Here is a 17,039-nt window from a genome sequence, read left to right as displayed (position 1 = left end):
ATAAAATAAGATAAGGCCTAAGAGCCAAATCCCATCTTTTTATCCTCGCCAAAGCTTGAGTTTAGCTCGCGCTCTATCGTGGTTTTGAAGTCCTCAAAGGTAAAAATCCCATCATCTTTTATCGCCACTTTTAAAGCGGTGTTTTTTAGTGCAAGGACGATCTGCGCGCCACTTAGGTTAAACTCAGCCAGCCTTTCTACGCTAAAACCATCTTCAAAGCTCGCATTTTCAGGCAAAATTTTACGCCAAATGGCGAGCCTGCCGTTAAAATCGGGCTTTTTAAACTCGATCTTATAGTCAAACCTTCTGGAAAACGCCACGTCAAGGCTCTGCAAGAAATTTGTCGTAGCGATCAGCACGCCCTCAAAGCGCTCGATCTGCTCTAAAAAGATATTTTGCATTTGATTGTGCATCTTTTCAGCCCCGCTTGAGCTCTCCACTCTCGTGCTTAAAAACTGATCGGCCTCGTTTAGCAAGAGCACTGGCTCGCTACCACTTTTTTTGCAAATTTCTTTGTAAGTGTCAAAAATTTTTCTTACATTTTGCTCGCTCTCGCCGACATATTTGCTTAAAATTTTTGAGCAGTCAAAGCTTAGAATTTGCTTCTTTAGGCTCTTTGCAAGCCCAACGGCGCTCATCGTCTTACCAGTGCCAGGCTCGCCGTAAAAGATGATCTTAGCGTCTATATTTTTCCTAGTTTTTATACCCCAGCTGCTAAGTCTAGCGAGCACTTTTTTATCGACTTGCTTTAGTATCGTGCTTAAAAGCTGCTTTGTCTTTTCGTTTAGCACGACGTCTTCTAGGCTAGTTACTGGCTCAATGAGCTCAAAAATTTCTTGCTCTTTTACTAGGCTTTCGATCTTGATTTTCTTGCTGTTTTTGTCATTTTTTGGGTGCATTATGCTTTGCAAAATTTCTTCGTTTATAAAAAAGCTTTTGCTAACGTTGCCATAAGCGTTTAAAACCTCGTCGTAGTCGATTAGAGCGCCCTCGATAAGCCTTGAGCCATCCTCTAAAAGTGTGCAATTTTTGATGCGTTCAAGCTCGTCCTTGCTTATTAGCCCAACTAGCGTGTTTAGGTCGCGGCCGTTTTCAAAGTCGCCCGCGTACTCCTCTTTTAAAAGGGCTAAAAATATGATCTGCTCTTTTTCATCAAGCGAGTTTTCTTTAAAAATTTGCTCTATTTTTAGGCTGATCTTGCTTAGTTTTACACGCTCGTTTATGCGTTTTGTTAGCTCAGAAATTTGCTCGTTTATGCGCTTTTTAGCGTCATTTGAGCCACCTTCAAATATCGCAGCCTTTGAGTAAAGCTCTATCTTTAAAAACTGATCTTTTAAATACTCCAAATGATCTTCATAAGGCGCAAGCTCTGGTAAATTTATATCAGCGTTGCCATCTTCAAGGATCTTTAAAAATGTGCTTGAGAGTGAAATTTCAGAGTGAAGTAGCGAGAGTAGCCCTTGGTTTGAGCTTTTTTGCGAGTTCTCTGGCATTTTAAAGAGGCTGTAGTTTTGCACTATCCAGCCACTATCTAGCAAATTTTTTATAAATTTAAGGTATAAAAGCTGCTTGTCGTTTTGCGTGCCAAAAACAGCTCCAAGTAGCTCAAAAACGCTCATGCTAGCTGTGCCTTGCACGTAGGCTTTGCTTAGGTATTTTAAAATTTCTCCCTCTTCATCGCCACACTTTATAAGCTCGTAAATTTTACTTTTTTTGAGGTCTTGGTTTAGAAAATCAAGCAAATACTTCACTAAATTTTATCCTTTATCTGCTCTTTTAGCACACGTTTTAGCACCTTGCCAGTGGCATTTCTAGGCAGCTCCTCGGCAAAATAAATGCTTTTTGGAATTTTGAAATTTGCTAAATTTTTCTTTAGATGCTCTCTAACCGTCTTTTCATCAAGATCCATGCCATCTTTTACCTGTATGAAAGCTACGACCTCTTCGTCTGCATGCACATCTTTTACGCCGATGACTGCTGCAGCTTCGACGGCTTCTAGCTTATAGATAACCTCTTCGATCTCGCGTGGATAGATGTTTATGCCCTTTGATATGATGAGGTCCTTTTTGCGATCAACGATGTAGATAAAGCCCTCTTCATCGATCTTGCCAAGGTCCCCAGTTTTTAGCCAGCCATTTATGATGGTCTCATCTGTCACGCCTGGCATGCCGTAGTAGCCTTGCATGACGCAGTCACCTTTTACGATGATCTCGCCGATCTGCCCGACTGGTAGCTCCATCATCTCATCATCTACGATCTTGACCTCATAGCCATTTAGCGCAGGGCCAACGCTTAGAAGCTTTTGCTTGTCAAATAAATTTGCCGCTACGACTGGCGAGCATTCGCTAAGGCCATATCCTTCAACTAGCGTTGCACGCGGGAATTTCACTCTAAAATCATCAATCGTTTGCTTAGCAAGCGGAGCAGCGCCACTTACAAATAGCCTTATGCGGTTAAACCATCTAAAATACCAAGGAATTTTTGCCTTGCCAATGGCTGTATATATGGCTGGGATACCCAAAAATACAGTAACTCTTTTAAGCAGTGTCTGCTTTAACACATTTGAAAATGGAAAGACCGATCTTACGAGCACCATCGAAGCGGCTGCATATATCGGTAAAAGCACCATAGCTGTGAGCGTAAAGCTATGAAACATCGGCAAAAATACGATAAATCTATCGCTTTTTTTAACTTTAAAACGCTCATGAGCGCCGATGACGTTTGAGAAGATATTTTTATAGCTTATCATAGCACCTTTTGGCTTGCCTGTAGTGCCTGAGGTGTAGATGATGTGCATGAGATCGTCTATTTTAGGGTATTTCGTGATGCTTAGGGTGTATTTGTGATTTAGTGCTTCGCTGAAATTTACATTTTTTACAACGCCGTTATTTTCATAACCATTGCTCATATCCTCTTTTGAAATTTGTGGCGTTGAAGATAGATAAGCACTCTCGCCATACTCCTCATCAACGCTTACATAGTCGTCTTTTGAGGCGCTTTGAAGTTTTTTAGGCGTTTGACCGATCCAGATGATCTTTCTTAAAATCTCAAGCTCGCTAAGTGCGATTAGCTCCTTTGCCAGAGAGCTAGAGGCAAAGAGCACCCTTGCGCCGCAGTCATTTAAGATATACTCAAACTCATTTGTTTTTAAAAAGGTATTCATCGGCACCGCAACCGCACCGATAGCCGTGATAGCAAGGTATGAGATGATAAATTCTTTCGAATTTGCCACAGCCATAGCCACTTTGTCGCCAAAATTTACTCCGCAAAGCTGCAAGTAAGCTGCCACTTTATCGACGTTTTGCTTTATTTCGTGGTATTTTAGCTTCTCTTTTTCATCAAAGATCGCTATCTGGTTTGGACTCTGCTTTGCTACTTTGGTCAAAATTTCATAAAAATTATTATAAGAGTATTGCATTTTTAGCCCTAGAAAGAGTATTTAAATGTCATTGCAGCTATCTGAACGCTACTTGCGTCAAATTCGCCAGACATTGAGCCAGTGCCGTTGCGAGTACCATTTTTTATATCTGTTGCACGCTTTTTGTCTCGGTGCTGATAGAGATAGCCTAGTCCTAGCTCTAAATTTGGCGTAAATTTATAGTTTGCTCCAAACGAATACGCCTGAGAGGTGGTGTTTGGAAGCTCTAAGCCAGTATGCTCGCTGCTAGTGATATCCTCATCGTATGAAAAGCCAGCCATTAGCCTAAGTTTTTCATTTACGTCGTAAGCAAGGCCTATCCTATATGTGTTTGTATCTTTTGCATTTTTAACGACTGGATCGTCCATAAATGCCTTAAAGGATCTACCTAGAATAGGGTGTGAATGAGCTGCTGTCTTATCATCATATTCAAAGTCATAATCTTTAAATTTAGACCAGTATGTCCTCTCGAAAGCTAGCAAAAGGGTAAAATCACTAAATTTATATCCAGTAGCAAGCACTAGCTGAGCTGGCAGTGGGATCTCAACTCTTGTTTTGCCATGATAGCTTATAGGTGCTAGAGCCCCATTAAAATCAGCATCAGTGTTACCTTTAAGCTCTAAATTTACCTTCGAGCGGTAAGTCACCGCAAAGCTTAGCTCCTCGATAGGTCTATATGTAAGAGCGACGTTGTAGCCGTAGTTTATGCCATCACCTTGTATCTCTCTGTAACCAAAACGTCCAAAGTCGCTTGCTATCTTACCCTTGCTATAAACGCCTCTAGCGCCAAGAGCAATGGCAAGTTTGTCATTTATGCGGTAAGCCACGGTTGGATTTAGCTCGACAACTTGTAGTTTAAATCTCTTTCCAGTAAATGCCGTCTCTGGATCCTCCCACGAGATGCCAACAGCAGCGGGCACAGCAAGGGCTAGTCCAAATCTCCAGTTTTCATAAATTTCTGGCGTTACAAAGCTAAATGTGCCAGCTAGTGAGTCAAATTTCTCTGAGCTGTAGCTCTTGCCACCATCGCTTTTAAAATCGATGGAATTTATATGAAACCAACCAAGCGTGCTTTCAAAATGGTGAAGCCCGTCTAAAAACATCATATTTGCAGGGTTAAAATAAGCCGCATCAGCCCCAAAACTAAAGGCTACGTTACTAGCAGCAAGCCCCAAAGAGTCAGCACTTTGCTCAGGGACCTTGTAACCCCCAGCATTTAATAAAGAACATGTCGCAACAATGCTTAAAAGCACTCTTTTCATAGCTTTTCCTTTTCTAGGTTTCTTAAAATTTTGATCTCATCTTCCCAAATACTCTCGTCAATCGTCTCTAAAATCAAGGGAATTTCGCCTATTTTATCATCATTTATTATATTTTCAAAAGCGCCAAGGCCAAGCTCGCCCTTGCCAAGGCTCTCATGCCTATCTTTTTTTGAGCCAAGCCCAAATTTAGCGTCATTTAGGTGCATGCCAGATAGAAATTTATAGCCTATCGTCGCATCAAATTCGCCCATCGTCTTAGCGTAAGCCTCTTTGCTTCTTAGATCGTATCCAGCGGCAAATGCGTGGCAAGTATCGATGCAAACGCCAACTCTGCTCTCATCATCCACACGCTCGATCAGATACGCCAGCTGCGCAAAATCAAAGCCTAAATTTGAGCCTTGTGCGGCCGTGTTTTCGATGACTAGTTTTACGCCGCTTGTTCGTTTTAGCGCTTCGTTTATGCATCTTGCGATGTTATCTAGGCACTCATTTTGGCTTATTTGCTTTAGGTGTGAGCCAGGGTGGAAATTTAAAAGTTTTAATCCAAGCTGGCTAGCTCGCTCTATCTCATCGATAAAGGCTTCAAGGGACTTAGCTCTTGCCTCTTTTTCTGGATGGCCTAAATTTATGAGGTAGCTTGCATGTGGCAAGACGTGATCGGCGCTTATGCCAGAGGCTTTTAAATTTGCTTTAAACTGCGCTATCTCGCCCTCGCTCAGCTCCTTTGCGCTCCACTGGCGCTGATTTTTTGTAAAAAGTGCAAAGGCATTTGCTCCTATTTTTGCAGCGTTTATCGGTGCGTTAGATACGCCTCCAGCCGCACTTACGTGAGCTCCTATGTATCTCATTTTAACTCTTTTATTATCACTTTTATTTTATTTTTGCTATCGATAAATTTGACGTAGTTATCGCAAACTTCGTATTTTATAAAATAAGAACTTAGATCTTGTCTAAAGCCGCACTCTGTGGTGCTTAGATCTTTGCCGTCATAAATTTTTTGCCTTTGCAAAATCTCTTCAAAAAGGCTCTCATAATGCGGCGCTAGAAAAAATTTCTCGTTAAATTCAGTCTTTTTAAAACAAGCGCTATTTACGCAAATTTTGTCCTTTATATTTATATTTGCGGTATTTACGCCAGAGCTATAAATTTGCAAATTTAGTTCATTTTTGTATGTGTGAAAAAATCCAACATCATTTATCTTTATCATCGGAGAAAATAAAGTGACCTGAAAAGCTTGTGAGCTTTGTGGCGTTTTAGTCGCAACACAGCCTGAAAAAATGAGAGCAAATAATAAAACAAGTGAAAATTTCTTCAACGATTTGTCCTTTTATGTAAATTTAAGTTAAAAAGTAATATAATCCCAACTTCATAACCGACCGTGGCCCATTCGTCTAGCGGTTAGGACATCGCCCTTTCACGGCGGTAACACGAGTTCGAGTCTCGTATGGGTCACCACTTCTAAAAGACAAAATCTTATCCACATAAGCTTTAAAATCTAGTTAATCCAAATTTTCAGCTTTTTTAAAGACAAATTCTTAAATTTAATTGTTGTAAAAGAGATCAAATTTCACGTCTAGCAAAATTTAAAAAGTAGATTTCACGCAAGTATAAAAGTAAAAAGCAGTTAAATTTAGCCTTTTAATAGGCTTTAAAGTAACTGCAAAATTTACATCTGATGTGGCTTGCCTAGTAAAAATCCCTGTGCGTATGAAATTCCAAATTTCTTTATATACTCTAAAATTTCTTCGTTGCTCACAAACTCAGCCACTATCTTATAGCCTTGTCTTCTAGCAAAGCTCACGATAGTCTCAACCAAAACCCTTGCGTTTTCATCGGTTGGTAGCTTTTTGATGATCGAGCCATCTATCTTGATGTTATCTATATCAAGCTCTAAAATTCGGTAGTAGTTAGAGTAGCCAGAGCCAAAGTCGTCGATCGAGATTTTACATCCATATTTCTTAGCTCTTTTTATAAATTCATTTGCCATGCCGTAGTCGCTAAGCTCTTCGCTCTCTAGCATCTCAAAGCAAACTCTACTAGGATCTGGGCAGCTCTCTAGCTTTTCATCTAAAATTTCTCTCACACCAGGATCAGTTAGATCTGAGCTTGAGAGGTTGATAGAAAATGTATAGTCTGGATATTTTTTCACTAGATCAAAGGCTAGAGCGATCACTTTTTTTGTTATCTGAAGATAAAGTTGCGTTTTCATCGCGATCTCTAAAAACTCGCCTGGGTAGCGGATCTTGCCGTTTTGATCGACTATGCGCACCAAAACTTCATAGTATTTTGCCTCTGTCTCATTTTCATGCACGTTAAAAATTCCCTGACACTCGACTATCACCTTGTCGTTTTCTAGGGCGTACTCGATGAGTTCGGTTATGAGTTGGTTTTTATAGTATCTCATCTCGATCGCATCGTTTTCTAGGTAGTAGTAGATCTCGTTGCCGCTATCGCTTGCTTGTTGATTAGCTAGGATTGACTGCATTAGGCGGTTTGTTTGCGGTGTGTCATTTGACAAAGAGACGCCAAGAGTTATCTTGATACCAGGTAGGTTTTCAAATTTACCGTCTATCTCGATATTCATCCTGCTAAAGTTAAAATACTCTTTTATAAAGCCGATATCTCTAACGATGTCATCGCCTTGATACCAGATGTAAAACGCATCATCTTGAAACCTAAATAGCTCAGCATTTATAGAGTATGTATCAACGCAGAGTTTTAGCGTATTTGCCACCGCTTTTAGCATGGCTTCGATGACCTTGTTTTGGTAGAAAAATCTTAGCATCTTATAGTTTTTGATGCTTATGCTGATCAAAATTCCATCTTTTTTCGCCTCTATCATCTCAGTTAGGGCAAAGTAGTTGCCAAAGCCAGTTAGCTTGTCGATTGAGGATTGAATTTTTATCTGCTCATTTTTTTGAGTTAGCTCTTTAAGCATGCTAAGCTCTTTTGTCCTATCAAGCTTTATAGCCATGTAGCCCTCTAGCTTACCCTCAAAGAAAAATGGCGCAAAACGCACCTTCTCATAGAGCAGCTTGCCGTTTTTTGTCCTGCTTATGAGCTCTTCGCTCTCCCATGAGATGTGCTTATTTATAGCATTTCTTATCTCAGCGTAAAAGCTCTCTGGGTGCATATTTGATTTTAAAATTTTAGGACTTTTGCCGACAACATCTTTTAGTTTATATCCACTTTTTGCCTCAAAGGTTTTATTTACATATAAAATTTTATTGTTATTGTCGCAAAAGACTATCGAGCTGTGTCCTGCATCCACTGTCGTTTTTAGTAGTTTTATCTGCTTTAGCTGTTTAGTTAGCACTCTTGCTTGGTAAAAGGCCAGTGCGCAAAATAGCACAAAGCTGATAAAACAAAGCACTTGCATTATCACTATATTTCGTATCATTATGCTGTAAGAGGCTAGGGTGTCATCTCTAAATTTTCTTAGTGTTTCTCCAAGTTTTAGATCAACAGAGTCTTGAGCTACGGCACTTAGGTTTTTTGCAAATTCAAGCGCGTAAGTTGCCTTATTTAGCACCAAGATCGCTTTTGTGTCGTTTTTGTAAGTATCTTTATACTTTTCTATCTGCTCTTTTGTTTGATTTAGCGTTTCGGGGCTGATTAGGGCTGAGCTTTTTATCGCGTGAAATATCACATTAAGTGCATCTAGCTTCTTCTCTGATGCTATTTCAAACTCACCTGATAAGATGTAAGCAGCCATTGACGAGCTAGCGTAGTTTGACCTATCTACAAGCCTTTGTTTTTTTAAAAAGTCGTCGTTTATGACCTTTAAAGTTTTGGCATTTTTCTCTTGGTAAAAGACATGTATGATCTCGTTTAGCTCATCAAGTCTGGTTAAATTTTGATCAAAACTTTTTAAATTTTTATTTACATCGTCGTAGTTTAGACGAAGTACGTTATTTTCTAAGCTAAAGCTTAGCTCGTTATCTAGCAAGATAAGGCTTAAGATCGTATCGTTAAATTTACTAACAGCAGTAACTGCTCTATTTGCCATATAGATGTAAGCTGAGCTAAAGAAAAAGACGATCGCTAGGACGATTAAGATGATATTTGCTTGTCTTTTATTCATTTAGTATCCTAGGTCTGCGTCCATTTAGTGTTAGCAAAAATTTATAAATTTGCTCCAGCTCTTCGCTACTTAGTGTGTGGATCAGCTGATGATAGCTCACAAAGCCTATGACCTCTTTTAGATCGCTCATTTCGCCACTACTTAGATATGGAGCCGTTCTTGCTACATTTCTAAGTGAAGGCACACGCATAAGGCGTCTGCTCTCACCTGCATCTTTTAAGCCCACGTTTTGCATCAAATTTCCACCTAAATTTCTACCATTGTGGCATGCCACACAGCCTATTTTATTAAAGAGCTCAAAGCCCTTTTTTGCCTCAGCATTTATGGAGTCATCATTGCCAGCTAGATACTCATCAAATGGCGAATCAATGCTCAAAACCGCCTTTTCAAATTCCACCAAAGCATCTACTATATTCTCGTAGTTTATGCCATCACCATATGCGTCATTAAACAAAATCCCATACTCGCCTATGCTTTTTACCTTTTTTACTATCTCATCTTTGTTTGAATTTAGCTCATTTCTAGAATTTATCGACTCTTTTACTTGATCTTTTAAGCTTCTTACTCTGCCATCAGTAAAAAATAGAAAATTTAAAGCCGAATTTAGCACGCTAGGCGGGTTTATGACGCCCTTTTGGCTGGTGTAAGATGAGTTTGTGCCACTTAAATTCCAGTATAAGTTGTGGCAAGTTTCGCATGAGTAGTTTTCAGTGGTGCTTAGTCTTTTGTCAAAAAAGAGCTTTTTACCGATGTAGGCTTGTTTTTCGTCATATTTTGATGAAAGCACTGGCTCAAATGATGAATTTGCGCTCAAAATACAAAAAGATACTACCATCCAAAATAAAACTTTTTTCATAAAATCTCCATATTCTTGAGCGTCATTATAGCGGAATTCTTTTTCATAACTACCAAATCGGCTAAATTGTAAAAAATTTAGTTTTTATTTGCCTTTTGAAAAAAATGTTGTATAATCCGCGAAAAATTACACAAATTTCAAGGAGGAACCATGAAAAAAGGTTTTACAATGATCGAGTTGATCTTCGTGATCGTTATTTTAGGCATATTAGCCGCAGTCGCTATACCAAGACTAGCTGCAACAAGGGACGATGCAGAAGTTGCTAAAGCTGCTACAAACTTATCTACTTTATTGAGTGATGTTGGTGCATATTATACTTCTCAAGGCAAATTTGCTACCTTATCAGAAATGACAAATGTGCCTTTAACTAGTGCCAATGAGTTGTTAGCTGCTGGCAAAAAATGCTTGAAAGTTACTTTAACGAACTACAATGCAACGACAAATAAACCTGCAAACGTAAAAGTAGAACAAGGTGACGATAAGACAGAAAGTATTTGCACTGCGATTTATAAAAATAGCGGTGTAGATAAACTGCTTACAAATAAATTTAAATGGAGTGGTTTAGCTGCTAATGCACAAGCTGGCACAGCTCCTTCAGAACAAACTAGTGATGCTGGTGAATACCCAGTTAGTGGTCTTAGCGTAGCGTTCTAATACTTCTAAACTCAAATTTTGGCAAGGAGAAATTCCTTGCCGCTCTTCTTTAACTTAATTTCAAAATTTATTTTTCATTTATAAAAATTCTAGTTATAATCTCGCAACTTCAAATTCAAGGATGAAGTAATGAAAAAAGCTTTTACTATGATCGAACTAATTCTCATTATAGTTGTCATCGGTGTTTTAGCCGCGATCGCTACCCCAAGGATCAGCGCTACAAGAGATGATGCGGTCTTAGTAAAGACTATGGCGGAGATTAGAACCGCTATAGAAGAGATAAATGCCTACTATATATCACAAGGCAAACTAGCTCTTGATACTGCGAATAATAAAGTGAAATTTAAAGAGATGACAAATGCTGGGGTCGTGGGTAGCTCTGGCGATCTTGGCTTTTTTGCTAAAAATGAAAAGTGCATTTCATTAAAATTTTTTGCTGCAGATCAAAGCTGCTTGGGAGTAGATATCAGCGAGCAAGGCTTATGCAAAAAACTTTGGGAAGCTCCAGAATTTAAGCGTTTTAGCCAGACTATGATAAAGCCAGCACAAGGAGCATTGCCAGCTCATATCAGCTTTAGCGCTACTCGCATCGTTTTTTAGCTAGATATTTTTTCAAAAAGATTAAAGTCTGAAATTTACACTTAATTCTTGAAATTTTATAAAAATAAAGTCCAAAACTAATTTTTTCTTGACAACAATAACATTTTTAGATACAATGCGACTTTTTAATGAGGTAGTGGCATAAACTTACAAACACGACTCAGGCGGGGTGTAGCGCAGTCTGGTTAGCGCATCTGGTTTGGGACCAGAGGGCCGAAGGTTCGAATCCTTTCACCCCGACCATGTTAAATGGTGAGTGTAGCTCAGTCGGTTAGAGCATCAGATTGTGGTCCTGAGGGTCGTGGGTTCGATTCCCATCACTCACCCCATTTTGGGCGCTCGTAGCTCAATTGGATAGAGCGACAGACTTCGGATCTGTAGGTTATGGGTTCGACTCCTATCGGGCGCGCCACTTAAAAGACTTTATGCGCTCATAGCTCAGCTGGATAGAGCAACGGCCTTCTAAGCCGTAGGCCTCAGGTTCGAATCCTGATGGGCGTACCACTTATTATTGTTGTGCGGATGTGGTGAAATTGGCAGACACGCCAGACTTAGGATCTGGTGCCCCACGGCGTGGAGGTTCAAGTCCTCTCATCCGCACCATCCAAAACTCCATAAATACTATATTTCAAGATTTAAGGTTTTAAAAGGTAGCCCAAGTTTCTTATTTTTTAATTTATTTAATATTCTAGAACATTCTATGTTAGTCTGTTTTATCATTGGATATTTTGCTTTGACAGGTTATACCTAGATACTATTTTATCATTGTGGCTATGGTACTTAGGCATTGCAAAGTATAATGCTTAATTCCAGCAATATTTAAGAGCGCCAAAAACAAACTATAGTTTAATCAAGGCAAACAAAAATACATCGAGGGGCCAGAATTGTAAAAGTGGGGTGTGGTAATAACTTTAAGGCATTTGGAGAAAAGTTGTAGAAATTTTTGTATAAGCCGATAGTTTTAGTATTTGGCTTCAATAGATCAGGAAAATCAAACTTTTTGTATCATGGGCGTTACGCCTAAGTCATATGTGTTTATCAGCTCAAGAGTTTTTCTTGTATAATTTAGCTTTAACCTTTCATGGATATATGGATTAGTTATGTAAACTAAGTCAATTATGCATTTTTTTGCTTTTGTAAAATGCGCCTTACTATCCTATTTCTGCTATTTTGACTTGCAATTTTTTGATGAACCTTAAGCTTTTTATCGTCCAGTTATAATGGCTCGGAGCGGCACTTACGAAGCATGATCCAAGAGTTTTGCCCCTGACTCATCTATATACGTTTTTTTAAAACAGCTCTTTGTTTGTAAATTTTTAAGCTAACCCCAAAATACCTTTATGCTATTTATGAAGCATCTTAGTTGCTTTTGCAAGGGAGGTTTTTGATGCTCCTTCCAAAATTTCACATTCACATCTTTATAAGTTTTCCAGTTATATGATTTGGGTAAAAATGGTTTTTATTTCCACATCATTACCGAATTTATTTTCTAATGCGGACTGAACTATATCTTTAAAAGTCTTGCTTTTTAAATAAAACCTTTAGAAACATCAACTCTATATTTTGGTCTAAATTGATCTATTTGAACAGCAACAATATTTACATTGCCATGCTTTCTAACATTAGTATTGTTTGCATAAGATCCTTGTAAAAATATTTTAACCTCATAATCATAATCACTCTTCATCATCACTCCAAATGAAGGTGTCTCACTATACTTTTTTTGAATAGAAGTACTTTCATTAAATCCGGTAGTTTTTAATGCATTAACCACCATTCTTACAGCATTTTTGCATTGATTTTCCTCTGTTTCACTCAAAGGTTTTTTGCATATTTTCTTAATTGTTCTTCTGTGAATATCATTTACTACTAACCCTCCTTTGATACTGTCATTTAGTATCTATTCAAACTCAATCTCTTCATTAACTTTTTGGTGAACATCTACTCTATTAACAATATCAATTACATTCACTAGCCAACCATTTAATATACAACTTCTGATAAATTCATCAATTCTATTAACCCCATTCATTTCTTTAAGTGTTACAACAACACCAAACCTAACCCCTACGCCATCTTGGGGAGATAATCTATTATTTGTCTTTACTTCCATACCCCAGTTTTTATTTTTATAAGAGTCTTTTGGTATCATTCTTTTTGTAGCACTCTCTGCGATATACTTTACATTATCCCATTTTCTAAACTGCTTTCTAGCTTCACCTTCCAAAAGATAATTTCTTTCTCCATCTAATGTGTCTTCTGTATTCTGTTTATCGCCCTTAATATCCTTGATTTTTTTATCATCTCCTATTCGACCAAAATGCAAATTCAATTCTGTATTTGTATAGTCAACACCTTGCAATCTATCACACAATGGAAAATAACACATCGTAGCTTTCGCAATATATGGATACTTATTATCCTTTAGAGGAACTGGAAAATCGTAGTTATAAGTATTCCATTTTTCGCTAATGTCTGATACCACAAATTTTATTTCATCATCTTTTGTTTGAATGATGTCATTTATATGAATTGGTACAACTCCATGCCCATATAAGGCAACTTCTTCAGGAGTTGGTTTTTCATCCCAACCTCTTGCAGCATCAATAATCATGGCTTTTGCAACTTCCCTATTAAGTCCTAATACATCAATTAAATAAGATAATTTCCTCGCAATCCAAGGTGCAGCATAAGAAGTACCAGCAGCACTCGCGGCCCCTAAAGGTTCACAAACCCTAATGTACTCTTCCTCGCTGCCACCATAATAACTTACATCAGGCTTTGCAAAAAAAGATAATACTAATCCTTTACGAGCATATTTAGTAAACCGCCCATCCTTAGTAACTGAATTTACAACTATGCTATTAATAGAATCTGCCGGAGAGCCTATTTTTACTATATCTGCACTTGGTTTATTTGTTCCCGCCACAACAAATATTACATTGTTTTCAAACTGAATTTTATCTAATGTTGCAGCTTCAGCAGAAATAAAGTTGTCATTAATTTCCTGATTACTACCAAGTGAAATGTTCCATACTTTTATATCTGTATTATTTGCTACAATGCTCTTTATTTTTTTTATTATAGAGAAAGAAGAAAATTCAGCACCAACAGCTACTCCAAAATGTCTAACTTTGAACCTTCCACAACCATCATCTAACCAGGGATTTAATCTTGCTCCATCAACAATAATGGAAGATACTGCCGTCCCATGATTATAATCTTTTGGATTTTTTGGTATATCTTCTGAGACCATATCATGATACTCAACCCAGTCGCTAAAATAAACTCTTTGATCAAACAAAGTATCTATTACTCCAATTGTCGGTTCAATAGTTGGAGATGGTATGGTTGCTATTTTTGTTTGATATTCATTTATAAAATTACCTGGTGATAAACTTGATAAATCAACGGTTGCCATTGAAACAAGATATGGTGCTTTTTCAAAAAGTACTTCCACTTGCTTTTCATCTAAGTAAACCGTTTGATTATCTAAAATTCTGCTACTTAAAATATCTATCCCTAATATTTCAAATAATGACTTTGCGTCCTTTTTTACATCGTAAAGAGTTATAATGCTTTGTTTGATTTCAATTGTTGGTGTTTCTACTCGAAATGAATCTATATAAGAAACATCTGCAATCACCTGTTTGAATATGGACATACTTACAGAAAAATCTTTAAAAACTGTTGGATTAACAATATTTTTATCTTCAAATATATTCTTACTGATCTTACCTGCAAATTTTTGAGACAATATATTTGAAGAATCTGTAATCAACTCTATGCTTTTAGTTAAATCATGCTCATCAAGAAAATATGTGATGATGTGTTTATTCTTATCTCTATTAAATTTTGCTCCAACAATTGCTTCATTAGAATCCGTTCCTTTAAAAATTCCAGCAATTCTATTACTTTTAGCAACAATCTTGTTGTAGTAAACACTAACCAAGATACCTTCAAACGGCTTTGTTTCTTTATCCCAGAATTCTTTAATCTGGATTAGCTGAGATATCAATCTTAATAAATGATCTGTACTGACTTCCACTTGTCCATTCATGGCTATACCACCACCATTACCATTTCTACGTGCTTGTACAAAGCGTTTCCCTTTTAATTCCAAGACATTATTCACTATCTATTTCCTCCTTCTTTAACTTTCTTGATACAGCACTTTTAGACTCCCCTTTTAATTTTTCTATTTCTCTTACCGTAAATCCTTCTTCATGAAGTTGGTTTATATCCTTTTGTTCCAAGTTTCCTATCAGGCTATTGTATAATCTTTTTAAATAATCATGCTCAGAACCAACATCACTAAACGCAAGTGATGTTTTTATAATATTTTTTAACTCTCCTGGATAAGGTATTTTCTTTGCCGTCTTCAATATTTTTTTAAACAATCTTGTATCCTTGGATATCCCTTTAAAATTCTTAATAAATGAAGAAAAATAATATTCAGCAACTTCTATTAAATCCTCATCACTATACCTATTGAAATTAATAACAGCATCAAATCTTCTAATTAATGCTTTATCAAAATTTGAATATAGATTAGTTGTTGCAATAAGTACAATCTCTTTATTAAGGTCTGTCAATCTGTCTAATTCTCTTAAAATTGTAGATGTTACTCTACCCATCTCCCTAATATCATTAGAATTAATTCTATCCAACGCAATAACATCAATTTCATCAAATAAAACTACAACCTTATTCGCATTTGGAAGAATATTTATTTCTCTAAATACTTCTATTATATTTTTATTAGTCTGTCCCAACTTGCTATCTATCAAGTTTTCAAAATCTACCCTAAAAAGAGAGCGATTCAATAATCTTGCAACATTTTTGGCTGCTTCTGTTTTTCCACTTCCGGGTAATCCTTCAAATAAAAATTTATTAATACCCACATTATGGTTTACAGCGTTAATAATGCCTTTTATATCTTCTGTTATTTCAAGTGGTAAATTTAAAGCCTCTAAATTTCTTATTTCTACTTGTTTTAAAAATTCACTTTCAAAATCACTACTTTGTGGTGAATATAAATTTGATTCAGATATTAACCCCATAATATATTCGGATAACTGATAATCTCCTATACTATCAAAATATCTTGCTATTGCTATTGCCTCATTTCTAAATGAATTTTCATTCCTTTCCGCATGGTATTTTATTAAATTCAAAACATTTTGTTTTTTCATATTGCCATACCTCCTATTTTCTTTATTATTATATCACAAACCGGGACAAATTTCTATATTTATGGGACAAATATTTAAATTTTTAATTTCTGCATCAAAGGCTATATTGGCGATCCTTCATGAATTAAAAAGAGCCGGTGCAGTCCTAAGACCATACCGACCATCATCTTACCTTTTTGTTTTTTGGCTTTTTATTCTCTTTAGGCTTTTACCTATCTTCCGCCTGATATTTCTTAATAGCTCCAAGAACGGATTCTTTTTCTTTTTCCTGTCCTTTCATCTATTCCTTTACTTTTAACAGCTTTGAAGAAAGTATTCCGATATTGCTATGTTCCTTGCTGTTATCATCAATGGAAGTTCTGATTTTTAACAAAACTCCCTTGCTTAAAATCCTTTTGAAGATCACCCTTTTTCTCGTATGCAGAATAATTATGGTATACCTTATACCTTATCGTCTTTAGATGCCACAGAGAAATTTACTACCTTAAAGGCTTCTTCGTTCTTGTTTTCTCTCTCAACGACATCAGCCTTTCTTGCCAATATTTCCAATGATATTGACAAGATATCTTTCTCCTCTTGAACATAAGGCAGGTCTTTTATCTATCCCTGTTCCCTTAATTCCTCAATCATATAGTCAAATTTCTCATGCAACAAATTAACTGTATCATTGTCTATATAAGCCTAATAGAGCTTATATAGAGCACTTTCGTCGTTGATACCTTTTTCAATGCTGATAACCGCCTTAACAAAGCCTTCTGGTTATTACTTACCATATCTTCAATTTTTATCTCTCATTGTTTTGTAATCCATGTTTTTATCTCCTTTTTAGACGAGCACCTTTATAAAAAGCAGCTCTGGACACATCAACCGCTAAGTGACTTTTGGCGTATCGGTAAGCAAACTAGGCTAAAGCTCGAAAAATGCGGCATCTTTTGCATGAAAGATATCGCAAATGCGCCAAAAAGCCTGC

Annotated in this window: 12 protein-coding genes, 6 tRNA genes and 1 pseudogene; 8 read left to right on the top strand and 11 right to left on the bottom strand. The window is 37.1% G+C overall.

The genetic code is table 11. The annotated features are described in order from the left end of the window. Positions 1-17 precede the first annotated feature (17 nt). Genes G6W41_RS06490 through G6W41_RS06470 form a run of 5 tightly spaced genes read right to left on the bottom strand, consistent with a single transcriptional unit; the run spans position 18 to position 5,995 of the window. Complete coding sequence (locus tag G6W41_RS06490; RefSeq protein WP_194170974.1) at positions 18-1,751, bottom strand: AAA family ATPase; 1,734 nt, start codon at positions 1,749-1,751, stop codon at positions 18-20. Then, positions 1,751-3,418, bottom strand: a complete 1,668-nt coding sequence (locus G6W41_RS06485) for a fatty acid--CoA ligase (RefSeq protein ID WP_194170973.1) — start codon at positions 3,416-3,418, stop codon at positions 1,751-1,753. Before G6W41_RS06485 ends, G6W41_RS06490 begins: the two co-directional genes overlap by 1 nt. Positions 3,419-3,426: 8 nt before the next feature. Then, positions 3,427-4,680, bottom strand: coding sequence for an OmpP1/FadL family transporter (locus tag G6W41_RS06480; RefSeq protein WP_103568725.1), 1,254 nt, complete (start codon positions 4,678-4,680; stop codon positions 3,427-3,429). Beyond that, a complete protein-coding gene (gene nfo, locus G6W41_RS06475) occupies positions 4,677-5,528 on the bottom strand; it encodes a deoxyribonuclease IV (RefSeq protein ID WP_194170972.1) in 852 nt (283 codons plus the stop codon). Before nfo ends, G6W41_RS06480 begins: the two co-directional genes overlap by 4 nt. Further along, entirely contained in the window at positions 5,525-5,995 is a 471-nt protein-coding gene (locus tag G6W41_RS06470; protein ID WP_107829891.1) for a hypothetical protein, read from the bottom strand. Before G6W41_RS06470 ends, nfo begins: the two co-directional genes overlap by 4 nt. Positions 5,996-6,060: 65 nt before the next feature. On the opposite strand from G6W41_RS06470, the gene G6W41_RS06465 reads away from it, so the two are divergent. Further along, a tRNA-Glu gene (locus tag G6W41_RS06465) sits at positions 6,061-6,135 on the top strand. A gap of 211 nt (positions 6,136-6,346) precedes the next feature. Here G6W41_RS06465 and G6W41_RS06460 read toward each other — a convergent pair. Continuing rightward, a complete protein-coding gene (locus tag G6W41_RS06460) occupies positions 6,347-8,764 on the bottom strand; it encodes a bifunctional diguanylate cyclase/phosphodiesterase (protein WP_107829889.1) in 2,418 nt (805 codons plus the stop codon). Further along, positions 8,757-9,620 (bottom strand): cytochrome-c peroxidase, encoded by an 864-nt coding sequence (locus G6W41_RS06455; protein WP_103568729.1) that lies wholly within the window; start codon positions 9,618-9,620, stop codon positions 8,757-8,759. Before G6W41_RS06455 ends, G6W41_RS06460 begins: the two co-directional genes overlap by 8 nt. A gap of 150 nt (positions 9,621-9,770) precedes the next feature. Here G6W41_RS06455 and G6W41_RS06450 point away from each other — a divergent pair, with 150 nt between their 5' ends. The 7 genes from G6W41_RS06450 (at position 9,771) to G6W41_RS06420 (ending at position 11,477) form a co-directional block, all read left to right on the top strand. After that, positions 9,771-10,274 (top strand): type II secretion system protein, encoded by a 504-nt coding sequence (locus G6W41_RS06450; protein WP_103568730.1) that lies wholly within the window; start codon positions 9,771-9,773, stop codon positions 10,272-10,274. Positions 10,275-10,403: 129 nt separating this feature from the next. Then, a complete protein-coding gene (locus G6W41_RS06445; protein ID WP_103568731.1) occupies positions 10,404-10,874 on the top strand; it encodes a type II secretion system protein in 471 nt (156 codons plus the stop codon). A 165-nt stretch (positions 10,875-11,039) separates the two neighbouring features. After that, positions 11,040-11,117: transfer RNA gene (locus tag G6W41_RS06440), tRNA-Pro, on the top strand. Positions 11,118-11,126: 9 nt separating this feature from the next. Then, a tRNA-His gene (locus tag G6W41_RS06435) sits at positions 11,127-11,203 on the top strand. Positions 11,204-11,209: 6 nt separating this feature from the next. Further along, a tRNA-Arg gene (locus tag G6W41_RS06430) sits at positions 11,210-11,286 on the top strand. A 15-nt stretch (positions 11,287-11,301) separates the two neighbouring features. Continuing rightward, positions 11,302-11,378 (top strand) — tRNA-Arg (locus tag G6W41_RS06425). A gap of 14 nt (positions 11,379-11,392) precedes the next feature. Further along, a tRNA-Leu gene (locus G6W41_RS06420) sits at positions 11,393-11,477 on the top strand. Between the two features lie 718 nt (positions 11,478-12,195). Here the strand turns inward: G6W41_RS06420 and G6W41_RS10355 are convergent. The 4 genes and pseudogenes from G6W41_RS10355 to G6W41_RS06400 all read right to left on the bottom strand — a co-directional run. Further along, positions 12,196-12,318: pseudogene (locus G6W41_RS10355) on the bottom strand (hypothetical protein); the annotation flags it as partial. An 84-nt stretch (positions 12,319-12,402) separates the two neighbouring features. Continuing rightward, positions 12,403-12,693 (bottom strand): hypothetical protein, encoded by a 291-nt coding sequence (locus G6W41_RS06410; RefSeq protein ID WP_194170971.1) that lies wholly within the window; start codon positions 12,691-12,693, stop codon positions 12,403-12,405. Positions 12,694-12,774: 81 nt separating this feature from the next. Next, complete coding sequence (locus tag G6W41_RS06405) at positions 12,775-15,009, bottom strand: S8 family serine peptidase (protein WP_194170970.1); 2,235 nt, start codon at positions 15,007-15,009, stop codon at positions 12,775-12,777. After that, complete coding sequence (locus G6W41_RS06400) at positions 15,002-16,069, bottom strand: ATP-binding protein (protein WP_103579154.1); 1,068 nt, start codon at positions 16,067-16,069, stop codon at positions 15,002-15,004. Before G6W41_RS06400 ends, G6W41_RS06405 begins: the two co-directional genes overlap by 8 nt. Positions 16,070-17,039 lie beyond the last annotated feature (970 nt).

Origin of the sequence: Campylobacter concisus, assembly GCF_015230035.1 — a bacterium.
GTDB classification, from domain to species: Bacteria; Campylobacterota; Campylobacteria; order Campylobacterales; family Campylobacteraceae; genus Campylobacter_A; species Campylobacter_A concisus_BK.
Note: the sequence above shows the minus strand (reverse complement) of the source record. Positions and strands in the feature narration are given on the sequence as shown.